17 protein-coding genes are annotated in these 18224 nt (G+C 60.1%); 7 read left to right on the forward strand and 10 right to left on the reverse strand.

Going from position 1 to position 18224, the window contains the following annotated elements; genetic code table 11:
• Window positions 1–131 precede the first annotated feature (131 nt).
• The 4 genes from lepB to lptF form a co-directional block, all read right to left on the reverse strand.
• A complete protein-coding gene (gene lepB / locus BFP95_RS19010) occupies window positions 132–983 on the reverse strand; it encodes a signal peptidase I (protein ID WP_049709829.1) in 852 nt (283 codons plus the stop codon).
• 5 nt (window positions 984–988) lie between these two features.
• Complete coding sequence (gene lepA, locus BFP95_RS19015) at window positions 989–2788, reverse strand: translation elongation factor 4 (protein ID WP_003210439.1); 1800 nt, start codon at window positions 2786–2788, stop codon at window positions 989–991.
• 151 nt (window positions 2789–2939) lie between these two features.
• Complete coding sequence (gene lptG, locus BFP95_RS19020) at window positions 2940–4019, reverse strand: LPS export ABC transporter permease LptG (protein WP_065871749.1); 1080 nt, start codon at window positions 4017–4019, stop codon at window positions 2940–2942.
• A complete protein-coding gene (gene lptF / locus BFP95_RS19025) occupies window positions 4012–5133 on the reverse strand; it encodes an LPS export ABC transporter permease LptF (protein ID WP_065871748.1) in 1122 nt (373 codons plus the stop codon). The genes lptG and lptF overlap by 8 nt, the downstream gene beginning before the upstream one ends.
• Window positions 5134–5417: 284 nt before the next feature.
• Between lptF and BFP95_RS19030 the strand changes: the two genes are divergently transcribed.
• The 5 genes from BFP95_RS19030 to rlmF all read left to right on the forward strand — a co-directional run bounded on the left by BFP95_RS19030 (window position 5418) and on the right by rlmF (window position 12197).
• The gene (locus BFP95_RS19030) at window positions 5418–6908 is read left to right on the forward strand and encodes a leucyl aminopeptidase (protein WP_065871747.1); all 1491 of its coding nucleotides are present in this window, start codon (window positions 5418–5420) and stop codon (window positions 6906–6908) included.
• 193 nt (window positions 6909–7101) lie between these two features.
• Entirely contained in the window at window positions 7102–7530 is a 429-nt protein-coding gene (locus BFP95_RS19035) for a DNA polymerase III subunit chi (protein WP_065871746.1), read from the forward strand.
• Window positions 7531–7537: 7 nt separating this feature from the next.
• Window positions 7538–7915: a DNA polymerase III subunit chi gene (locus BFP95_RS19040; RefSeq protein ID WP_065871745.1), complete on the forward strand. Its 378-nt coding sequence runs from the start codon at window positions 7538–7540 to the stop codon at window positions 7913–7915.
• A 212-nt stretch (window positions 7916–8127) separates the two neighbouring features.
• Window positions 8128–10974, forward strand: coding sequence for a valine--tRNA ligase (locus BFP95_RS19045; RefSeq protein ID WP_065871744.1), 2847 nt, complete (start codon window positions 8128–8130; stop codon window positions 10972–10974).
• Window positions 10975–11177: 203 nt separating this feature from the next.
• Window positions 11178–12197: a 23S rRNA (adenine(1618)-N(6))-methyltransferase RlmF gene (gene rlmF / locus BFP95_RS19050; RefSeq protein WP_065871743.1), complete on the forward strand. Its 1020-nt coding sequence runs from the start codon at window positions 11178–11180 to the stop codon at window positions 12195–12197.
• A 195-nt stretch (window positions 12198–12392) separates the two neighbouring features.
• Here the strand turns inward: rlmF and BFP95_RS19055 are convergent, their stop codons facing one another.
• Window positions 12393–12674 carry an HU family DNA-binding protein gene (locus tag BFP95_RS19055; protein ID WP_003212743.1) on the reverse strand — a complete coding sequence of 94 codons (282 nt, stop codon included), beginning with the start codon at window positions 12672–12674 and terminating at the stop codon, window positions 12393–12395.
• 397 nt (window positions 12675–13071) lie between these two features.
• Here BFP95_RS19055 and yejK point away from each other — a divergent pair, with 397 nt between their 5' ends.
• Entirely contained in the window at window positions 13072–14076 is a 1005-nt protein-coding gene (gene yejK, locus BFP95_RS19060; RefSeq protein WP_049709838.1) for a nucleoid-associated protein YejK, read from the forward strand.
• Complete coding sequence (locus tag BFP95_RS19065; RefSeq protein WP_065871742.1) at window positions 14076–14426, forward strand: glutaredoxin family protein; 351 nt, start codon at window positions 14076–14078, stop codon at window positions 14424–14426. The genes yejK and BFP95_RS19065 overlap by 1 nt, the downstream gene beginning before the upstream one ends.
• Here the strand turns inward: BFP95_RS19065 and BFP95_RS19070 are convergent, their stop codons facing one another.
• From BFP95_RS19070 to BFP95_RS19090, 5 genes are read right to left on the reverse strand one after another with little or no spacing between them, the layout of a single operon-like run.
• Complete coding sequence (locus BFP95_RS19070; RefSeq protein WP_065871741.1) at window positions 14427–15404, reverse strand: FecR family protein; 978 nt, start codon at window positions 15402–15404, stop codon at window positions 14427–14429. It lies immediately after the preceding gene.
• Complete coding sequence (locus BFP95_RS19075; RefSeq protein WP_049713413.1) at window positions 15401–15979, reverse strand: RNA polymerase sigma factor; 579 nt, start codon at window positions 15977–15979, stop codon at window positions 15401–15403. Before BFP95_RS19075 ends, BFP95_RS19070 begins: the two co-directional genes overlap by 4 nt.
• 7 nt (window positions 15980–15986) lie before the next feature.
• The gene (locus tag BFP95_RS19080; RefSeq protein ID WP_065871740.1) at window positions 15987–16313 is read right to left on the reverse strand and encodes a DUF3325 domain-containing protein; all 327 of its coding nucleotides are present in this window, start codon (window positions 16311–16313) and stop codon (window positions 15987–15989) included.
• The gene (locus BFP95_RS19085) at window positions 16314–17888 is read right to left on the reverse strand and encodes a PepSY-associated TM helix domain-containing protein (RefSeq protein WP_065910561.1); all 1575 of its coding nucleotides are present in this window, start codon (window positions 17886–17888) and stop codon (window positions 16314–16316) included.
• Window positions 17885–18187 carry a DUF3649 domain-containing protein gene (locus BFP95_RS19090; protein WP_025858985.1) on the reverse strand — a complete coding sequence of 101 codons (303 nt, stop codon included), beginning with the start codon at window positions 18185–18187 and terminating at the stop codon, window positions 17885–17887. Before BFP95_RS19090 ends, BFP95_RS19085 begins: the two co-directional genes overlap by 4 nt.
• Window positions 18188–18224: the final 37 nt, after the last annotated feature.

Here is an 18224-nt window from a genome sequence, read left to right on the forward strand (position 1 = left end):
TGGCACCGGCGGCCATCGACGATTGACGCAGTGTTCAAATTCAAATCCTGGTTGGTGCTGCATGGGGCCGGGCAAATAATTGTCCCAGCCCCAGAAAAGCATTCGGCGCTGTGTTCACAGCGCCGCCTGTATTACTTGATCAGCCCGACCCGCGAGAAGTTCGGCAGGTGGCTGAGTTTGGACTCCGGCCAACTCATCCAGACCGCGAAGGCCTTGCCGACGATATTTTCGTCGGGGACCATGCCCAGCAAGTCCTTGGGAATAGCGGGATCATTCCAATAGCGGCTGTCATTGGAGTTGTCACGGTTGTCGCCCATCATGAAGTAGTGCCCGGCAGGCACTTTCCACTCACCGTCAGGCTGGCGGTAGCGCGACATTTCCTTGCGGATCTCATGCTCTACCGCGCCGAGTTTTTCCTGGTACAGCTCGGCGCTGCCCAGGGAACTTGGCTCGGAGCCGAGCAGCTTCTCGGCCACCGACTCACCGTTGATCAACAGACGCTTGTCGCCCGTGTAGCGAATCACATCGCCCGGCAGGCCGATCACGCGCTTGATGTAGTTGACGTTCGGGTCGCTCGGGAAACGGAACACCATCACATCGCCGCGCTGCGGGTCACCAATTTCGATGACCTTCTTGTCGATCACCGGCAGGCGAATCCCGTAGGCAAACTTGTTCACCAGAATGAAGTCGCCCACGTCCAGGGTTGGTTTCATCGACCCCGAAGGAATCTGAAACGGCTCCACCAGGAACGAACGCAGCACCAGCACGATGAACAATACCGGGAAGAACGACTTGCCGTATTCAACCAGCAAAGGCTCTTTGTTGAGCTTCTCGACCACCACGGCATCGGGCTGGCTGACGCTGCCCTGATACGAAGCGATAGCCGCCCGCCGACGCGGGGCGAAGAACACCAGATCAAGCAACGCCAGGAGGCCACAAACGGCAACGGCGATGACCAGCAACAGCGGGAAATTTAGTGACATAGGACCTAACTATCCAACCTGAGCACCGCAAGGAAGGCTTCTTGTGGAATTTCCACGTTGCCCACTTGCTTCATGCGTTTTTTACCGGCCTTTTGCTTCTCAAGCAGCTTGCGCTTACGGCTTACGTCACCGCCGTAGCATTTGGCCAGTACGTTCTTTCTGAGTGCCTTGACGGAGGTCCGTGCAATGATCTGCCCGCCGATGGCGGCCTGGATCGCGACGTCGAACATCTGGCGCGGAATCAGTTCTTTCATCTTCTCGGTCAACTGGCGACCTTTATAGTGCGCATTGTCCTTGTGCACGATCAGTGCCAGGGCATCGACCTTGTCGCCGTTGATCAACACATCCAGCTTCACCAGATTAGCCGACTGGTAACGGTCGAAATGGTAATCCAGCGAAGCATAGCCGCGACTGGTGGATTTGAGACGGTCGAAGAAGTCCAGCACCACTTCGTTCATCGGCAAATCATAGGTCACTTGCACCTGGGTACCGAGGAACAGCATGTCGTGCTGTACGCCACGTTTTTCGATACACAGGGTAATGACGTTGCCCAGGTGTTCCTGCGGCACAAGAATATTGGCGCGCACGATCGGTTCGCGCATGTCTTCGATGGAAGACAGGTCTGGAAGCTTCGACGGGTTATCGACGTAAATCGTTTCACCGGTTTTCAACGCCAGCTCAAAAATAACCGTTGGCGCGGTGGTGATCAGGTCCAGGTCGTATTCGCGCTCAAGGCGCTCCTGGATGATCTCCATGTGCAGCATGCCGAGGAAGCCGCAGCGGAAGCCGAAGCCCAGGGCGTCGGAGCTTTCCGGGGTGTACTGCAACGACGAGTCGTTGAGGGTCAGCTTTTGCAGGGCTTCGCGGAAGTCTTCGAAGTCGTCGGAGCTGACCGGGAACAGGCCGGCGTAGACCTGCGGCTGGATGCGTTTGAAACCCGGCAGCACGTCGACGTCAGGGGTGGAGCTCAAGGTCAGGGTGTCACCGACCGGCGCACCGTGGATGTCCTTGATACCGGCAATGATGAAGCCTACTTCACCGGCTTTCAGATCAGTGGTAGCCGTGTGCTTGGGGTTGAACACACCGACGCTGTCCACTAGGTGGATCTTGCCGGTGGACTTGACCAGGATCTTGTCGCCCTTTTTCACACGGCCATGGCGTACGCGTACCAGGGAAACAACGCCCAGGTAGTTGTCGAACCAGGAGTCGATGATCAACGCTTGCAGCGGATCTTCGTAGTTGCCGGTGGGGGCGGGAATGGTCTTGACCAGGCGCTCAAGCACTTCGTCGACGCCCAGGCCGGTCTTGGCGCTGCACTCGACGGCGTCGGTGGCGTCAATGCCAATGATTTTTTCGATTTCTTCTTTGACGCGGTCCGGATCGGCTTGTGGCAAGTCGATCTTGTTCAGCACCGGCATCACTTCCAGGCCTTGCTCGATGGCGGTGTAGCAGTTGGCTACGGACTGGGCTTCAACACCCTGACCCGCGTCCACCACCAGCAATGCGCCTTCGCAGGCCGCCAGGGAACGGCTGACTTCATAGGTGAAGTCGACGTGGCCCGGGGTGTCAATGAAGTTCAGCTGGTACTTGATACCGTCTTTGGCGGTGTAGTACAGGGTGACGCTGTGGGCCTTGATGGTGATCCCGCGCTCGCGTTCGAGGTCCATGGAATCCAGCACCTGGGCTTCCATTTCACGCTCGGCAAGGCCGCCGCACATCTGGATGAATCGATCGGCCAGCGTCGACTTACCATGGTCAATGTGGGCGATGATGGAGAAATTGCGGATATGACTCAAATCACTCACGGATCAACACTCAAAAAGGCTGCAGGCAGATTGCCCGCTGAAAAATAGCCGGGAATTGTACCTGATGCTCAGGCCAGGCGTCATCTTTGCTGACCAGAACAAAAATGCCCCGAACTCTCGACCGGGGCATTTTTTGTTCATAAGCGTGGTATCAACCGGCTCGACGCAATAGCCAGAAGCCAGCCAAGGCGCAGATGGCCGTGGGCACCAGCACCGCAAACAGCGGCGAGAAGCCGAACAGCAGGCTAGAAGGACCGAGCAGGTCTTGGGCAAGGCGGAACGCAAAGCCCACCAGCACACCGGTAAACACGCGCTGACCCAGGGTCACGGAGCGCAGCGGGCCGAAGATGAACGAGATTGCCATCAACACCAGCGCAGCGGTCACCACCGGTTGCAATACCTTGACCCAGAATGCCAGCCAGTAACGGCCATTATTCAGGCCCTGGTCCTTCAAGTAATGGATATAGCTCCAAAGCCCGGAGATCGGCAAGCTTTCGGGGATCATCACGACGGTATTGAGCAGTTCGGGCTTAAGCGCAATATCCCACTGTTCGGTCGGCACTTTGATCACTTCAGTGCTGGCCTTGATGCCTTGACCGACATTGCGGAAGTAAGTCGTGGTGATGTCGGTCAGTTGCCATTGATCGGCACCGTACTGCGCACGTTTGGCGAAACTCGACGACAGCAGGTGGCGTTCCTTGTCAAAGGTGTAGCGAGTGACACCAATCAACAGGCCGCCCGGTTGCACCGCGTTGATATGGATGAACTCGTCGCCCTGACGGTGCCACAGGCCACGCTTGGAACTCTGCGCATTGCCCGCCCCCTGTGCCAGAGCACGGTTGGCCTGGGCAGTGGTTTCAGCCGGTGGCGCAATGTATTCGCCGACCAGGACGCTGCACAGCATCAGCAGCAGCATGGGTTTCATGACAGCCCAGACGATGCGTCCAATCGAGACACCGGCGGCACGCATGATGGTCAATTCACTGTTGCTGGCCAGGGTGCCCAGGCCGATCAGGCAGCCGATCAGTGCGGCCATCGGCATCATCTCGTACACACGACGCGGCGCGGTGAGTGCGACGTAGCTCAACACGTCCCAGACCGTGTAGCTCGCGGTGGCGTTACCGACTTCATCGATAAAGGCGAACAACGAGGCCAGGCCAAGGATGATGCCCAATACCGCCAGGATGGCAATAAGTACGCTGCTGCCAATGTAACGATCGAGCTTAACCACGAGCCAACTCCTTCTGGCCACGACGGCTCAACATGTTCAAACGAATAGGCTCCCAATACAGCAGCCCGAGGCCAATCAGCAAAAAGATGCCGTGAATCCACCACAGGCCCAGGGTCGGCGACAGCTTGCCCTTTTCCATGGAGCCACGGGCGATAATGAGGATGGTCAGGTACGCCATGTACAGCAGGATGGCCGGCAGCAACTTGAGGAACCGACCCTGGCGCGGGTTGACGCGAGACAGCGGCACGGCCATCAAGGTCACGATAAACACCAGCAGCGGCAGGGAAATGCGCCACTGCAGCTCGGCAATCGAGCGCAGCTCCTTGCTGCCGATCAGGTCTCGCGTAGGGATAGCGTCACGGTCGGTGACTTCACCGCTGATGTCTGGTCGCTCCAGCAACACGCCATAGGTATCGTACTTGATGGCCCGGTAATTGGCTTCGCCGGGGTTGCCGTCGTAACGGTAACCGTTCTCCAGGATCAGGTAGCGGCTGCCGTCGGGCCGCACTTCCTGGCGGCCCGAGTCGGCCACCAATACGGAAATGCTACGGTCTTTATTATCATCGTCCAGACGCTTTTCGGAGATGAATACCCCACCCAGGTTGGCACGGTCATCGGACAGGGTTTCGGTATAGGTCACCCGCGTACCGTCACTGTTGGGCGCCTGGAAGCGGCCCGGCTCGAGGGTGTCGAACTCGGTCATGGCGTCCTGCTTATTAAGCACCAACTGGAATTGCATGGCGCCCTGGGGAGCCAGGCTCAGGCTCAACCAAGCCACGAGCAACGCGACGCCGGTGGCCGGGATCATGGTCATGCCCAGCAGGCGCTGCTGGCTCATGCCCGTGGCAGATAGCACGGTCATTTCGCTTTCGAGGTACAGGCGGCCGTAAGCCAACAGGATGCCCAGGAACAGGCCCAGCGGCAGGATCAGTTGCAGGAACCCGGGAATGCGAAAGCCCATGATCAACAGCAGGGCTCCCGGATCGAGGGCGCCGGAGGCAGCCTGGGCCAGGTACTTAACGACACGACCACTCATGATGATGACCAGCAATACCGCACTCACGGCACTCAGGGTCAACAGGACTTCGCGGGACAGATAACGGAAGACGATCAAACCAGACACTCCAGGGTTGTCAGGCTAAGGCGGCCAAACAAGCAAGCATACCGAGTCAGCCCCGTTACACAGGGCCGGCTAAAAAGATGGCGCATTATCCTGTGATTGACCGCGCCTGTCACTGCGCAACCTCATGCACGTGCACAAAGCTGGTGGCAAGGGTTGTCAGGCTCCGCCGGCGAGGTTCAAACTGCGGCCTTTGTCGCCGGCGGTTTACACAGCTGCCGGGTATTAAAGCCGGAGTACAGACTCCTGGCTAATAGACCTTTATAAGGGACCCGAAAATGGAATTGGTTGTAAAAAGCGTTAGCCCCGAAACGTTGAAAACCGCCACCCTCGTGGTCGCCATTGGCGAAGGCCGCAAACTCGGCGTTGCCGCCAAGCAACTCGACGAACTCAGCGGCGGCGCTATCAGCGCAGTGCTCAAGCGCGGCGACCTGGCCGGCAAAGTCGGCCAGAGCCTGCTGCTGCAGAGCCTGCCCAACCTTAAAGCCGAGCGTGTATTGCTGGTGGGCGTGGGCAAGGACGCCGAACTCGGCGACCGCCCTTTCCGCAAGATCATCAGCGCCATCCTCACCACCCTCAAGGGCCTGGGCGGCAGCGATGCAGCGCTGGCACTCGATGAAATCGTCGTAAAAGGCCGTGACAGCTACGGCAAGACCCGCCTGCTGGCTGAAACGTTGGTGGATGGTGGTTACTTCTTCGACCAGTTCAAGAGCCAGAAAGCCGAACCGCGTGCCCTGAAGAAAATCACCCTGCTGACCATCAAGGCGGCCCAGGCTGAAGTCGAGCGCGCCGTCACCCACGCGACAGCAATCGCCAATGGCATGTCGTTCACTCGCGACCTGGGTAACCTGCCGCCGAACATCTGCCACCCGACCTTCCTGGGCGAACAAGCCAAGGCACTGGGCAAAGAGTTCAAGGGCCTGAAAGTTGAAGTGCTGGACGAGAAAAAGATCAAGGAACTGGGCATGGGCTCGTTCTATGCCGTAGGCCAGGGCAGCGACCAGCCGCCACGCCTGATCGTGATGCAATACAACGGCGGCAAGAAGTCCGAGAAGCCTTACGCCCTGGTCGGCAAAGGCATCACCTTCGACACCGGCGGCATCAGCCTCAAGCCGGGCCTGGGCATGGACGAGATGAAGTACGACATGGGCGGCGCCGCGAGCGTGTTCGGCACCCTGCGTGCCGTGCTGGAACTCAAACTGCCGATCAACCTGGTGTGCATCCTGGCCTGCGCCGAGAACATGCCAAGCGGCGGCGCGGCGCGCCCGGGCGATATCGTGACCACCATGAGCGGCCAGACCGTCGAAATCCTCAACACCGACGCCGAAGGCCGCCTGGTGCTGTGCGACGCCCTGACCTACGCCGAGCGCTTCAAGCCGCAGGCCGTGATCGACATCGCCACCCTGACCGGCGCCTGCATCGTCGCCCTGGGTTCCCATACCTCGGGCCTGCTGGGCAACAACGACGAACTGATCGAGCAATTGCTCAGCGCCGGCAAGGCTGCCGACGACCGCGCCTGGCAACTGCCGCTGTTCGATGAGTACCAGGAACAACTGGACAGCCCGTTCGCCGACATCGCCAACATCGGCGGTCCGAAAGCCGGCACCATCACGGCTGCCTGCTTCCTGTCGCGCTTTGCCAAAAACTTCAACTGGGCCCACCTGGACATCGCCGGCACGGCCTGGACCAGCGGCGGCAAGGACAAGGGCGCCACTGGCCGTCCGGTTCCGTTGCTGACCCAATACCTGCTGGATCGCGCCAAGGCCTGACGCTAAAACGCCGGGGTCGCCATTGCGTCACCCCGGCCGTAGCAGCTGCCGAGCGCAAGCGAGGCTGCGTTGGCGGAGTATCTGACACACCGCAACGCAGCCTCGCTTGCGCTCGACAGCTGCTACGCCAAGCTCAGACTCCTTTGCGGCGAAGGGTGATCGATTTAATTGCGGCGCGGCTATAAGGACCCCAATGACCCAAGTCGACTTCTATATATTGCCCAGCGCCGACCCACTCGCGCGCCTGGACTTTGCCTGCAAACTCACCGAAAAGGCCTGGCGCATGGGCCACCGCATCTACCTGCATTGCAGCGATGCCGCCCAGCGCGACGAGCTGGATGCCCGCCTGTGGCGCTTCAAGGGCGAAAGCTTCGTGCCCCACGGCGCCGCAGAATCCGAACCCGAAGGCCAGGTGGTATTAGGCCTGGGCGACAACTGCGGCGATCACCAGGACCTGCTGGTCAACCTTGACCTGAAAGTCCCCCCCTTTGCCAAGGCATTTGCCCGCGTGGCCGAGGTGGTGGTGGAAGATCCGGCTATTCGTCAGGCCGCGCGGGAGAGTTTCCGTTTCTACCGCGAACAGGGCTATCCTCTGCAAGATCACCGGCTACAACGACTTTGAGCACACGATGGACACTCCCAATTCTGTAAAAAAAGACGACCACCTGCTGGACGACCTCGAGTCGATCCGCCAGTTGCTGGGTGATGATGACTTGCAGCCGCCGCTGCTGACCGAGACGGTCGAGAGCGAGGTACAGATTCCACTGTTATTCGACATGGTCGGTAATAAGCCCGCAGCCCCGGTGGCAGTCACTGCAGCAGCAGAACCCGCCCCCGCTGAAAAAGGCCCGGACGCCCTACTGCTGCACCTGGATAACGAGCTGCGCGCCGCTGCGCAATTGATCATGCAAGACGTGATCGACGATTTCGCACCGCATATCGAGACCGAGATCAAGCGTCGGTTGGATGCGCGGATGGAAAGGTTGCTTAACCAGTACCAGTCTTAATAGCTGTCCAGATCCTTGTGGGAGCTGGCTTGCCTGCGATCGCAGTGTCTCAGTCAACATCTTCAGTGGCAGGCATACCGCTATCGCAGGCAAGCCAGCTCCCACATTGGTTTTGCATAGGCCTTTAGTCCGTCTTCAACTCGCCCTCCACGCCCTCCCCCGTTATACTTGCCGGCTTTCCTGAATTAATGCCAACTAGGGTCCCGCCGCGCATGGATAAGACCTACCAGCCCCACGCTATCGAAACTTCCTGGTACAACACCTGGGAGTCCGAGAACTATTTCGCCCCACAAGGTGCGGGCGACTCGTACACCATCATGATTCCGCCACCGAACGTCACTGGCAGCCTGCACATGGGCCATGGCTTCAACAATGCGATCATGGATGCGTTGATCCGTTTCCGCCGCATGCAGGGCCGCAACACCCTGTGGCAGCCAGGCACCGACCACGCCGGTATCGCCACGCAGATGCTGGTGGAACGCCAACTCGAAGCCACCGGCCAGAACCGTCACGACCTGGGTCGCGAGAAATTCCTGGAAAAAATCTGGGAATGGAAAGACCAGTCCGGCGGCAACATCAGCCGTCAGATCCGCCGCTTGGGCTCGTCCGTCGACTGGAGCCGCGAGCGCTTCACCATGGACGATGGCCTATCGGAATCCGTGAAAGAAGCCTTCGTGCGCCTGCATGAAGACGGCCTGATCTACCGCGGCAAGCGCCTGGTCAACTGGGACACCAAGTTGCACACGGCGATTTCCGACCTCGAAGTGGAAAACCACGACGAGAAAGGCTTCCTGTGGAACCTCAAGTACCCACTGGCCGACGGCGCCAAGACCGCTGAAGGCAATGACTACCTGATCGTCGCCACCACCCGTCCGGAAACCATGCTCGGCGACGCCGCCGTAGCGGTTAACCCGAACGATGAACGCTACCAGGCGCTGATCGGCAAGTTCGTCGAGCTGCCTTTGGTTGGCCGTCGCATCCCGATCATCGCGGACGACTACTGCGACCCTGAATTCGGCACCGGCTGCGTGAAAATCACTCCAGCCCACGACTTCAACGACTACGAAGTCGGCAAGCGGCACAACCTGCCGCTGCTGAACATCTTCGACAAGAATGCCGCCGTACTGCCGGCCTGCCAGGTGTTCAACCTGGACGGCACGTTGAACGAGAGCATCGACGGCAAGATCCCGGCCGAATACGCCGGCCTCGACCGCTTCGAAGCGCGCAAGCAGATCGTTGCCGCCTTCGACGCCGCCGGTTTGCTGGTGAGCGTTGACGACCACGGCCTGAAAGTGCCGAAGGGCGACCGTTCCGGTACCGTGATCGAACCGTGGCTGACCGACCAGTGGTACGTGTCCACCAAGCCGCTGGCCGAGCCTGCGATTGCCGCAGTGGAAGATGGCCGCATCCAGTTCGTGCCGAAACAGTACGAAAACATGTACTTCTCGTGGATGCGTGACATCCAGGATTGGTGCATCAGCCGTCAGCTGTGGTGGGGCCATCGCATTCCGGCCTGGTACGACGAATCAGGCAAGGTCTACGTAGGTCGCGACGAAGCCGAAGTGCGTGCCAAGCACAACCTCGGCCCGGACGTTGCGCTGCAACAAGACAACGACGTACTGGACACCTGGTTCAGCTCGGGCCTGTGGACGTTCTCTACCCTGGGCTGGCCGCAGCAGACCGAATTCCTGAAGAAATTCCACTCCACCGACGTGCTGGTCACCGGTTTCGACATCATTTTCTTCTGGGTTGCCCGGATGATCATGCTGACCATGCATTTGGTGAAAAACGAAGACGGCACGCCGCAAGTACCGTTCAAAACCGTGTACGTGCACGGCCTGGTGCGTGATGGCCAGGGCCAGAAGATGTCCAAGTCCAAGGGCAACGTCCTGGACCCGCTGGACATCATCGACGGCATCGACCTGGAAACCCTGGTGCAGAAACGCACCTCGGGCCTGATGCAGCCAAAACTGGCGAAGAAGATCGAGAAGCAGACCCGCGACGAGTTCGCCGACGGCATCGCCAGCTACGGCACCGACGCCCTGCGCTTCACCTTCTGCTCGCTGGCGTCCACCGGTCGCGACATCAAGTTCGACATGGGCCGCGTCGAAGGCTATCGCAACTTCTGCAACAAAATCTGGAACGCGGCGCGCTACGTGCTGGATAAAGGCGAAGACTGCGGCCAGAACGGCGAAGAAGTCGAACTGTCCCTGGCTGACCGCTGGATCATCTCGCAACTGCAACGCACCGAAGCCGAAGTGACCCGCCAGCTCGACCAGTTCCGCTTCGACCTGGCCGCACAGGCCTTGTACGAGTTCATCTGGAACCAGTATTGCGACTGGTACCTGGAACTGTCCAAACCCGTGCTGTGGGACGAGAACGCACCGGTCGAACGCCAGCGCGGCACCCGCCGCACCCTGGTGCGCGTGCTCGAAGTGGCGCTGCGCCTGGCGCACCCGTTCATGCCGTTCATCACCGAAGAAATCTGGCAGCGCCTCGCGCCGCTGGCCGGTATCGAAGGCAAGACCATCATGCTGCAGCCTTGGCCGGTGGCCAACGAAGCGCGTATCGATGAGGCGGCCGAAAGCGATATCGAATGGCTCAAGACGCTGATGATGGGCACACGTAACATCCGCGCCGAGATGAACATCGGGCCGGGCAAGCCACTGGCAGTGTTTGTGAAGAACGCCAGCGCTGAGGATCAGCGTCGTCTTACTGAGAACGATGCACTGCTCAAGAAGCTGGCGAAGCTGGAGTCGATCACTGTATTGGCGGCGGGCGAAGAAGCACCGCTGTCCGCCACCGCTCTGGTCGGCGACATGGAAGTGCTGGTGCCGATGGCTGGCCTGATCGACAAGGGCGCTGAACTGGCCCGCCTCGACAAAGAAATCCTGCGCCTGCAAGGCGAAGTGCAGCGGGTGGGCGGCAAGCTGTCCAACGCGGCGTTCGTCGACAAGGCGCCGGCTGAAGTGATCGAAAAAGAACGCGCCAAGCTGGCCGAGGCTGAACAGGCCTTGGGTAAGCTGGCGGAGCAACATGCGCGGATTTCCAGCTTGTAAGGTGTAAACCGCGTGAAAAAGAGACCTTCGGGTCTCTTTTTTTTGCCTTTTGTGGGAGCTGGCTTGCCTGCGATGCAGACAACTCGGTGTACCTGCACGACAGCGTTGATGCCATCGCAGGCAAGCCAGCTCCCACATTTGACCGAGATCACCTCAAGAATGTGTGACAATGCCCACCACTTTGAGCCAACACCAGAATCATCATGACCACCCCCAGCACGCCAAAACCTCCGCGCAAGAAGCCTAAAACCGCAGCCACGGCCAAGCCCGTCGTGCCGCGCAAAGAGGCCACCCTGCACCCGCGCAACCGTCACACGGGCCGTTACGACTTCCCGGCGTTGATCAAAACCACGCCGGAACTGGCGCAGTTCGTGATCCTCAACCCCTACGGCAAGGAAAGCATCGACTTCGCCAGCCCGGATGCGGTGCGGGTGTTCAACCGGGCGCTGCTGAAAGCTTTTTATGGTATCCAGCACTGGGACATCCCGGCGGATTACCTGTGCCCACCGGTGCCGGGACGTGCGGACTACGTACACTTCCTCGCCGACCTGCTGGCCAGCGTCAACGACGGCAAGATCCCGCGCGGTTCAATCGTCAAGGTGCTGGACATCGGCATGGGCGCCAATTGCGTCTACCCGTTGATTGGCTACATGGAGTACCGCTGGAACTTCCTGGGCTCGGAGGTCGACCCTACTGCCGTGGCCGCAGCCAAGGCCATCGTGCAGTCCAATGACTTGAGCAAGGTCATCCAGTTGCGCCTGCAGGCTAACCCTAAGCAGATCCTGCTGGGCTTGCTGGAACCGGGTGAGCGCTTTGACCTGACCATGTGCAACCCGCCATTCCACGCGTCCATGGACGAAGCCACCAAGGGCAGCGAACGCAAGTGGCGAGCCTTGGGCAAGGCTGACCCGAAACGCAAGTTGCCGGTGCTGAACTTCGGCGGCCAATCGGCCGAGTTGTGGTGTGAAGGCGGTGAAGTACGCTTCGTGACCCAGTTGATCGCCGAGAGCGCGCACTTTGCCCACAAGGTGTTGTGGTTCAGCACTCTGGTGTCAAAAGCGTCGAACTTGCCCGCCATCGAGACTGCGCTGAAAAAAGCCGGCGTGCTGGAAAGCCAAGTGGTGGAAATGTCCCAGGGGCAGAAGCAAAGCCGCTTTGTGGCCTGGACCTTCCAGACCAAGAACGAACAGCAGATCTGGCGCCAGCGCTGGGTGCGCGACTGATCCATTTGGCGAGGGAGCTTGCTCCCGCGGGACCGGGCTGGCGCTCCAGTGCGAAGCGCTCCCAGACTTTTGGGGCCGCTGCGCAGCCCAGCGGGAGCAAGCTCCCTCGCCACAGCAACCCCGCAACCACAGTAAATCGCAGGCAACAAAAAACCGTGCCCGGATCGCTCCGGAGCACGGTTTTTTTGCTGCGTCTTACTTGTTAACAGCGTCGGTCAGGCCTTTGGCCACAACCAGCTTGATAACTTTCTTGGCAGCGATTTCGATGGCAGCGCCAGTCGAAGGGTTACGGCCAGTACGGGCAGGACGCTCGGTCACTTTCAGTTTGCCAACGCCTGGCAGAGTGATTTCGCCGCCGTTTTCCAGCTGATCAGCAACGATCTGGCTCAGTTGGTCCAGCAGAGCGCGCACGGTGGTCTTCGGTGCGTCTACTGCTTCAGCCAGGTCAGCGATCAGTTGGTCTTTAGTAATAGCCATTGTGGTGTTCCTTCCCTATCAAATTCATATGGATTGCAGAGTGCAGTGTCAGCCGTCGAGCCCGACCGTCATGGCCTGGCACCCCCGGCTATAACCACGGAGATCGGGGTTATAGATGCTTGAAACGGGGATTGGTTCGACCTGACAGATGCTGAATGCACGCTTATCGCCGAGACTTGGCGTAAGACGGGGCAAAACTAGCACAGAGACGGGGAAATATCCGCCTCTACCTACCCATTTGGTCAGCTTTATCGCTCTAAACCGTGAAAAAAAGGCATATGGACCGTCGGAGGGTGCCCAAAACCGCCTTCGAAGCGCGTCTTGCCCAATGGGTGCGGTACACTGAGCAACTTTTTGGGGAGGGCGCACCGCTCCCCTTCAACCAGCCGAGAAGCCTATGCCGATCCGTCATTGCATCGTCCACCTGATCGACAAAAAACCCGACGGCACACCTGCAGTTCTTCACGCGCGTGACTCGGAGTTGTCCGAATCCGCTGCCATCGAGAACATGCTTGCCGACCTTAACGAGAGCTATAACGCCAAACAAGGCAAGGCCTGGGGCTTCTTCCATGCCGAGTCCGGCGCGCACCCGTTCAGCGGCTGGTTGAAGGAATATTTCGACGGTGGCCAGGATTTCACCACGTTCAGCCGCACTGCCGTCGAGCACCTGCAGAAGCTGATGGAAGAGTCCAACCTCTCCGTCGGCGGTCACGTGCTGTTTGCCCACTACCAACAAGGCATGACCGACTACCTGGCCATCGCCCTGCTGCACCACAGCGAAGGCGTGGCGGTGAATGATGAGCTGGACGTGACCCCTTCTCGTCACCTGGACCTCGGCCAACTGCACCTGGCGGCACGCATCAACGTCTCCGAGTGGCAGAACAACAAGCAGTCCAAGCAATACATCTCCTTTATCAAAGGCAAGAACGGCAAGAAAGTCTCGGAGTACTTCCGCGACTTTATCGGCTGCCAGGAAGGCGTCGACGGCCCGGGCGAGACCCGCACGCTGCTCAAGGCCTTCAGCGACTTCGTCGAAAGCGAGGACCTGCCGGACGAATCCGCTCGCGAAAAAACCAAGACCCTGGTGGATTACGCCAGCAGCCAGGCCAAGCTCGGCGAGCCGATGGGCCTGGAAGAACTCTCGGGGCTGATCGATGAAGATCGGCCAAAAGCGTTCTACGACCATATCCGCAACAAGGACTACGGCCTGTCGCCAGAGATACCGGCTGACAAACGCACGCTCAACCAGTTCCGTCGCTTCACCGGCCGTGCCGAAGGCTTGTCGATCAGCTTTGAAGCGCACTTGCTGGGCGACAAGATTGAATACGACGAAGCCGCCGGTACCTTGATCATCAAGGGCTTGCCGACCCAACTGACCGACCAGCTCAAGCGCCGCAACTGATGCTCGGCGGGGTTTTCAAGAAAGTCCTGCTGGTGTTGCTGGTCGTGGTGGTGATTCAGAACTGGGGCAAGATCGAGCGGGTGTTCAACCCATCGCAGGTGGTACCAGAGCAGACCCGCGCCTCGGCGCGTGTGGTGCTCTATTCCACCGAGTGGTGTGGTTACTGCAAGCAGATCCGCCGGTTCCTGGACCAGAAGGGCATTCCGTACCAGGCGTTTGATATCGAAAAAGACGCCCAGGCGCGCAAGGCGTATGAGGCGTTGGGGGGCGGTGGGATTCCCTTCGTGGATGTAAACGGCACACTGATCCGCGATTACAGCCCCGAGAAGATCATGGCTGCGCTGAAGTAATCAGCGCACCACGATCATCCGGCCCAATACCGTGTGCTGCTCAAAGCCAAGCACAGCCTGCAACGCATTCAACACCGCCTGCGGGTCTTTGCTCGGGAAGCTGCCGCTGACCCGCTTGGCGCCCATCTCTTCGTTGAGCAACAGAATGCGGCCCGGATAGTAGCGCCCCAAGTCATTGATCACATCGGCCAGCGGCGCCTTGTAGTAGTTGAGCCAGCCGTCACGCCAAGCCAGGCGTGATTCGCTGTCGACCGCATGCAGAGGGTCGGCGACACCGTCGACGTAGGTCACTTGCTGGCCTGCCGTAAGAATTTGCTGCTGGCCCTGCCTGGACGGTATGACGCCAACGCGCCCGGACAACACGGTTACCTGAGCCCCCTCCGGTTGCAGGCGCACTTCAAACTGCGTACCCAACACCCGCGCTTCGCCGCTGCCCGCCTCCACCACAAAGGATTGCCCGGTGTGAGTTACGCTGAAAAAACCGGCGCCGCGACGCAACTGGATATGCCGCTCACCCTGGCTGAAATCCACCGCAATGGCACTGTCGGCATCGAGGGTGACTTGGGACTTGTCGGCCAGCGTGACGGTTCTGACCTCCCCCGGCGCTGTCACGTAGTCGGCGCCGAAGTCATCGACCCAGCGCGACGGCTGCCAACCGGCGCCCATCGACACCATCAACACCAGACAGGCGGCCATCGCCAACGCGCCAGACCAGCGCACAACCCGTGAGCGCTTCGAGGTGTTCATCGCATTGAGATAGCCCTGCAAGGCCATGGCCTCTTCATCCGCCAATTTGCGTGCCGGCACTTCGCTCAACTCCCACAGCACCTGAGCCTGTGCGTAGGCCTCGACGTGCGCGGGATCGGCGCGCAGCCAGTGGCTGAACGTGGCCTGGTCGCCGCTGCTGGGTTGGTCATGCAACAGGCTCAGCCAAGCCAGTGCGGCCTGCTCCTGCGCGGGCGTGGGGGTGACGTTCACGGTGCTTTCCCTGGCGTGCGTGGGGGCGATGGTTCGCGAAGGCTGGCTTTGCAGGCTTCGAGGGCACGCATCATATGTTTTTCCACGGCACTTTGGGACAGGCCCATGGCCTTGGCGATCTCCGCGTATTTGCGGCCGTGAATGCGGTTAAGCAGGAAAATCTGCCGCGTGCGTTCGGGCAAGCTGCGCAAGGCGGCTTCGACGTGGCGCAAATCGTTGCCGGCTTCCAGCGCTGCCTGCGGTTCGCAACCCTGATTGTCCTGCTGCTCGGGCAGCCAGCCTTCGCTGCTGCGCACCCGCGCGCCTTCGCTGCGCAGGTGGTCGATGGCAATATTGCCGGCGCAGCGCAACAGGTAGGTGCTGAGTTCTTCGACCTGCACCAATGGCCGGCGCCAGAAGCGCAGGAACAGGTCCTGCACCAGGTCGGCCGCCGTGGCGCGACATCCCACGCGACGGCTCACCAAGGCCTCCATCTGCGAACGCTGGGACAAAAACACCTGCAGGAAATGCGCACGTCCACCTGCCGCGTCAGCGTGCGGGCTGTCCTGGGATTCGGGTGGCGTGCTGATCATCAGGCTGAACTCAAAGAGTGGCAAAGGCCGCAACAGGGCTGGCGAGCAGGCCGACGCCCGCCAGGATCAAGGCCAGCCTTGGCCGATACGGCAACAACAGCACCAGCAACAGCGCACTGAGCATTAACACCGCGCACCACTCCACCAGGCCCTGGCCCCAACCCGCGATATTCACGGCGGGCCAGATCGACACCGTCAGCAGCACCCAACCGGCCACACGCAGGCCCAGCCGACGACGTGGCGATGGCTTGCTGTGCAGCAGTTCGCCGTGATGTCGGTCGGTAGACAAGCACAATGCGGTGAACCCCGCGTAGCACATCAGCAGTGCGAGCAGCATTCAGTTCGCCTCCTGCTTGAGCGTCAACCGGCGTGCGCGTTCAGGCTTGGAGGCAGGCACCGTACGCTGCTGCATTTTCCAGGCGGCCCAGGCGAGGAACACACCGCTGGCCAGGCAAGTCAAGTCGAAGCCGGCCATGGCCCAGTCGCCCGTTGCCAGGGAAACGCCCAGGTGATGGGAGGTCGTGAGCGCATTGAGCAGTGGAATGGCGATAAACAGCAGCGCGCCAAGGCTCAATTGTTCGATCCACCCCTGGCGACCGCGGCGCAGCATGGCGTGCAACAGGCTCAGGCCCCAGGCGATAAAGAAGGTTTGCACTTCCCAGTCGGAACGCTCGGCGAAGCTCACCGGCAACAAACGGTTGGCCCAGAAAAACGCCGCGACGGCGATCATCAGCCCGGACATGCTGGCGATGTTCAGCACTTCCACCAGGCGCAATTCAAACGGCATCACCGCGCTTTTTGCGTGCTTGAGCTGGCGTTTGCCAAGCCAGATCACCAGCCCGGTGCCAATCATCACCGTGCCCGCCAGACCACAGATAAAGTACAACCAGCGCAGCACCGGGCCGGCGAAATGGCCCATGTGCAGGCCATAAAAACTGCCGCCGATCACGGCCGGCAGTGACTGCTCACCACTGACCCGCAACAGCTCGCCCGTGGTGCCGTTAAAGGACACCGTGCTGCCGAAATCATGCACCACGCTGTCAGAGCCGGCGCGAAACACATTGACCGAAGCGTTCACATCACTGGGGTTATTCACCGCCACACGCCCGACATGTCCACCCGCCCAATGCTCACGCGCCTGTTCGTACATCGGCACCAGCGGCTTCAACTGCCCGGGTTGCCCAAGCGCCGGTGCATTGTTTGTTGCCGGGAACACCTCACTGAAGAAGGCGCGGGTGTCGTTGCCGTACGAGGCCAGGATCGATGCCGGCATTACCAGGCTCATGAAAATCACCAGGCTGCTGTAGGTGATCATCAGGTGAAATGGCAGCACCAATACACCCACCGCGTTGTGCCCGTCGAGCCAGGAACGCTGGCCTTTGCGGGGGCGGAAAGTGAAGAAGTCCTTGAAGATTTTCTTGTGGGTGATGATCCCGGTGATCAGTGCAACAAACATCACCATCGCGGCAATGGTCGACAGCCAGCGGCCCCAGGGATGCGGCATTTGCAGTTGGAAGTGAAAGCGATAGAAGAACTCGCCACCCATGCTTTCACGGGCCTGCACCGCCTGGCCGGTGACCGGGTCGAGGGTTTTCTGGATGAAGTTGCCACGCTTGCCGGGGTCGACTTTGTCCTGCCACATTACCGACAGACCGGGGTCGCGGCTGTCCGGCAGGGTGATAAACCAGCGGGCAGCGGTCGGCGCGACGTGCTGCAGATAGGTTTGAGCGACGTTCAGGCTACGTGCATCGTCCAGAGGACGAGCCTGCACTTCGGGCTGCATCCAGTGGCTGATTTCGTCTTTGAAATACGCCAACGTGCCTGTCAGAAAAATCGCAAACAACAGCCAGCCGAAGATCAATCCAGCCCACGTGTGCAACCAGGCCATGGCCTGGCGAAAGCCCTCTTTCATGTGCGCGCCATCCAAAAGCCCACGCCCGCCAGCGTGGCAAATGCTGCGCTCGGCAGCATCACGCCGAACCAGGCGCGTGCGGCGCTGCGGCAGGCGAAACACCAGAGCACGGCCAGCAAATAGAACACGAATGAACTCATCATCCCGGTGATCACAGCGTCGGCACGTGACGTGGGCATCCACAGCGCGAGGCAGATGCTGGCCAGTGAAGCCATCAGGTAACCGCCCACCACAGCAGCCAGTACGCGCGAGGTCACGGCGAGACGGTAGGAGACAGGCAGCGAGGTTTTGCTTTTCATGCGGAAGGCGCCAGGTTCATCAGCACGCGATATTAAT

It is taken from the genome of Pseudomonas sp. 58 R 12, from assembly GCF_900005865.1.
Lineage (GTDB): Bacteria > Pseudomonadota > Gammaproteobacteria > Pseudomonadales > Pseudomonadaceae > Aquipseudomonas > Aquipseudomonas tritici.

Bases quoted from the DNA above. Each gene is read 5' to 3' on its own strand.
- lepB (WP_049709829.1), bottom strand. From the start codon at position 983: ATGTCACTAAATTTCCCGCTGTTGCTGGTCATCGCCGTTGCCGTTTGT.
- BFP95_RS19030 (WP_065871747.1), top strand. From the start codon at position 5,418: ATGGAATTGGTTGTAAAAAGCGTTAGCCCCGAAACGTTGAAAACCGCC.
- BFP95_RS19035 (WP_065871746.1), top strand. From the start codon at position 7,102: ATGACCCAAGTCGACTTCTATATATTGCCCAGCGCCGACCCACTCGCG.
- BFP95_RS19040 (WP_065871745.1), top strand. From the start codon at position 7,538: ATGGACACTCCCAATTCTGTAAAAAAAGACGACCACCTGCTGGACGAC.
- BFP95_RS19045 (WP_065871744.1), top strand. From the start codon at position 8,128: ATGGATAAGACCTACCAGCCCCACGCTATCGAAACTTCCTGGTACAAC.
- rlmF (WP_065871743.1), top strand. From the start codon at position 11,178: ATGACCACCCCCAGCACGCCAAAACCTCCGCGCAAGAAGCCTAAAACC.
- BFP95_RS19055 (WP_003212743.1), bottom strand. From the start codon at position 12,674: ATGGCTATTACTAAAGACCAACTGATCGCTGACCTGGCTGAAGCAGTA.
- yejK (WP_049709838.1), top strand. From the start codon at position 13,072: ATGCCGATCCGTCATTGCATCGTCCACCTGATCGACAAAAAACCCGAC.
- BFP95_RS19065 (WP_065871742.1), top strand. From the start codon at position 14,076: ATGCTCGGCGGGGTTTTCAAGAAAGTCCTGCTGGTGTTGCTGGTCGTG.
- BFP95_RS19080 (WP_065871740.1), bottom strand. From the start codon at position 16,313: ATGCTGCTCGCACTGCTGATGTGCTACGCGGGGTTCACCGCATTGTGC.
- BFP95_RS19085 (WP_065910561.1), bottom strand. From the start codon at position 17,888: ATGAAAGAGGGCTTTCGCCAGGCCATGGCCTGGTTGCACACGTGGGCT.
- BFP95_RS19090 (WP_025858985.1), bottom strand. From the start codon at position 18,187: ATGAAAAGCAAAACCTCGCTGCCTGTCTCCTACCGTCTCGCCGTGACC.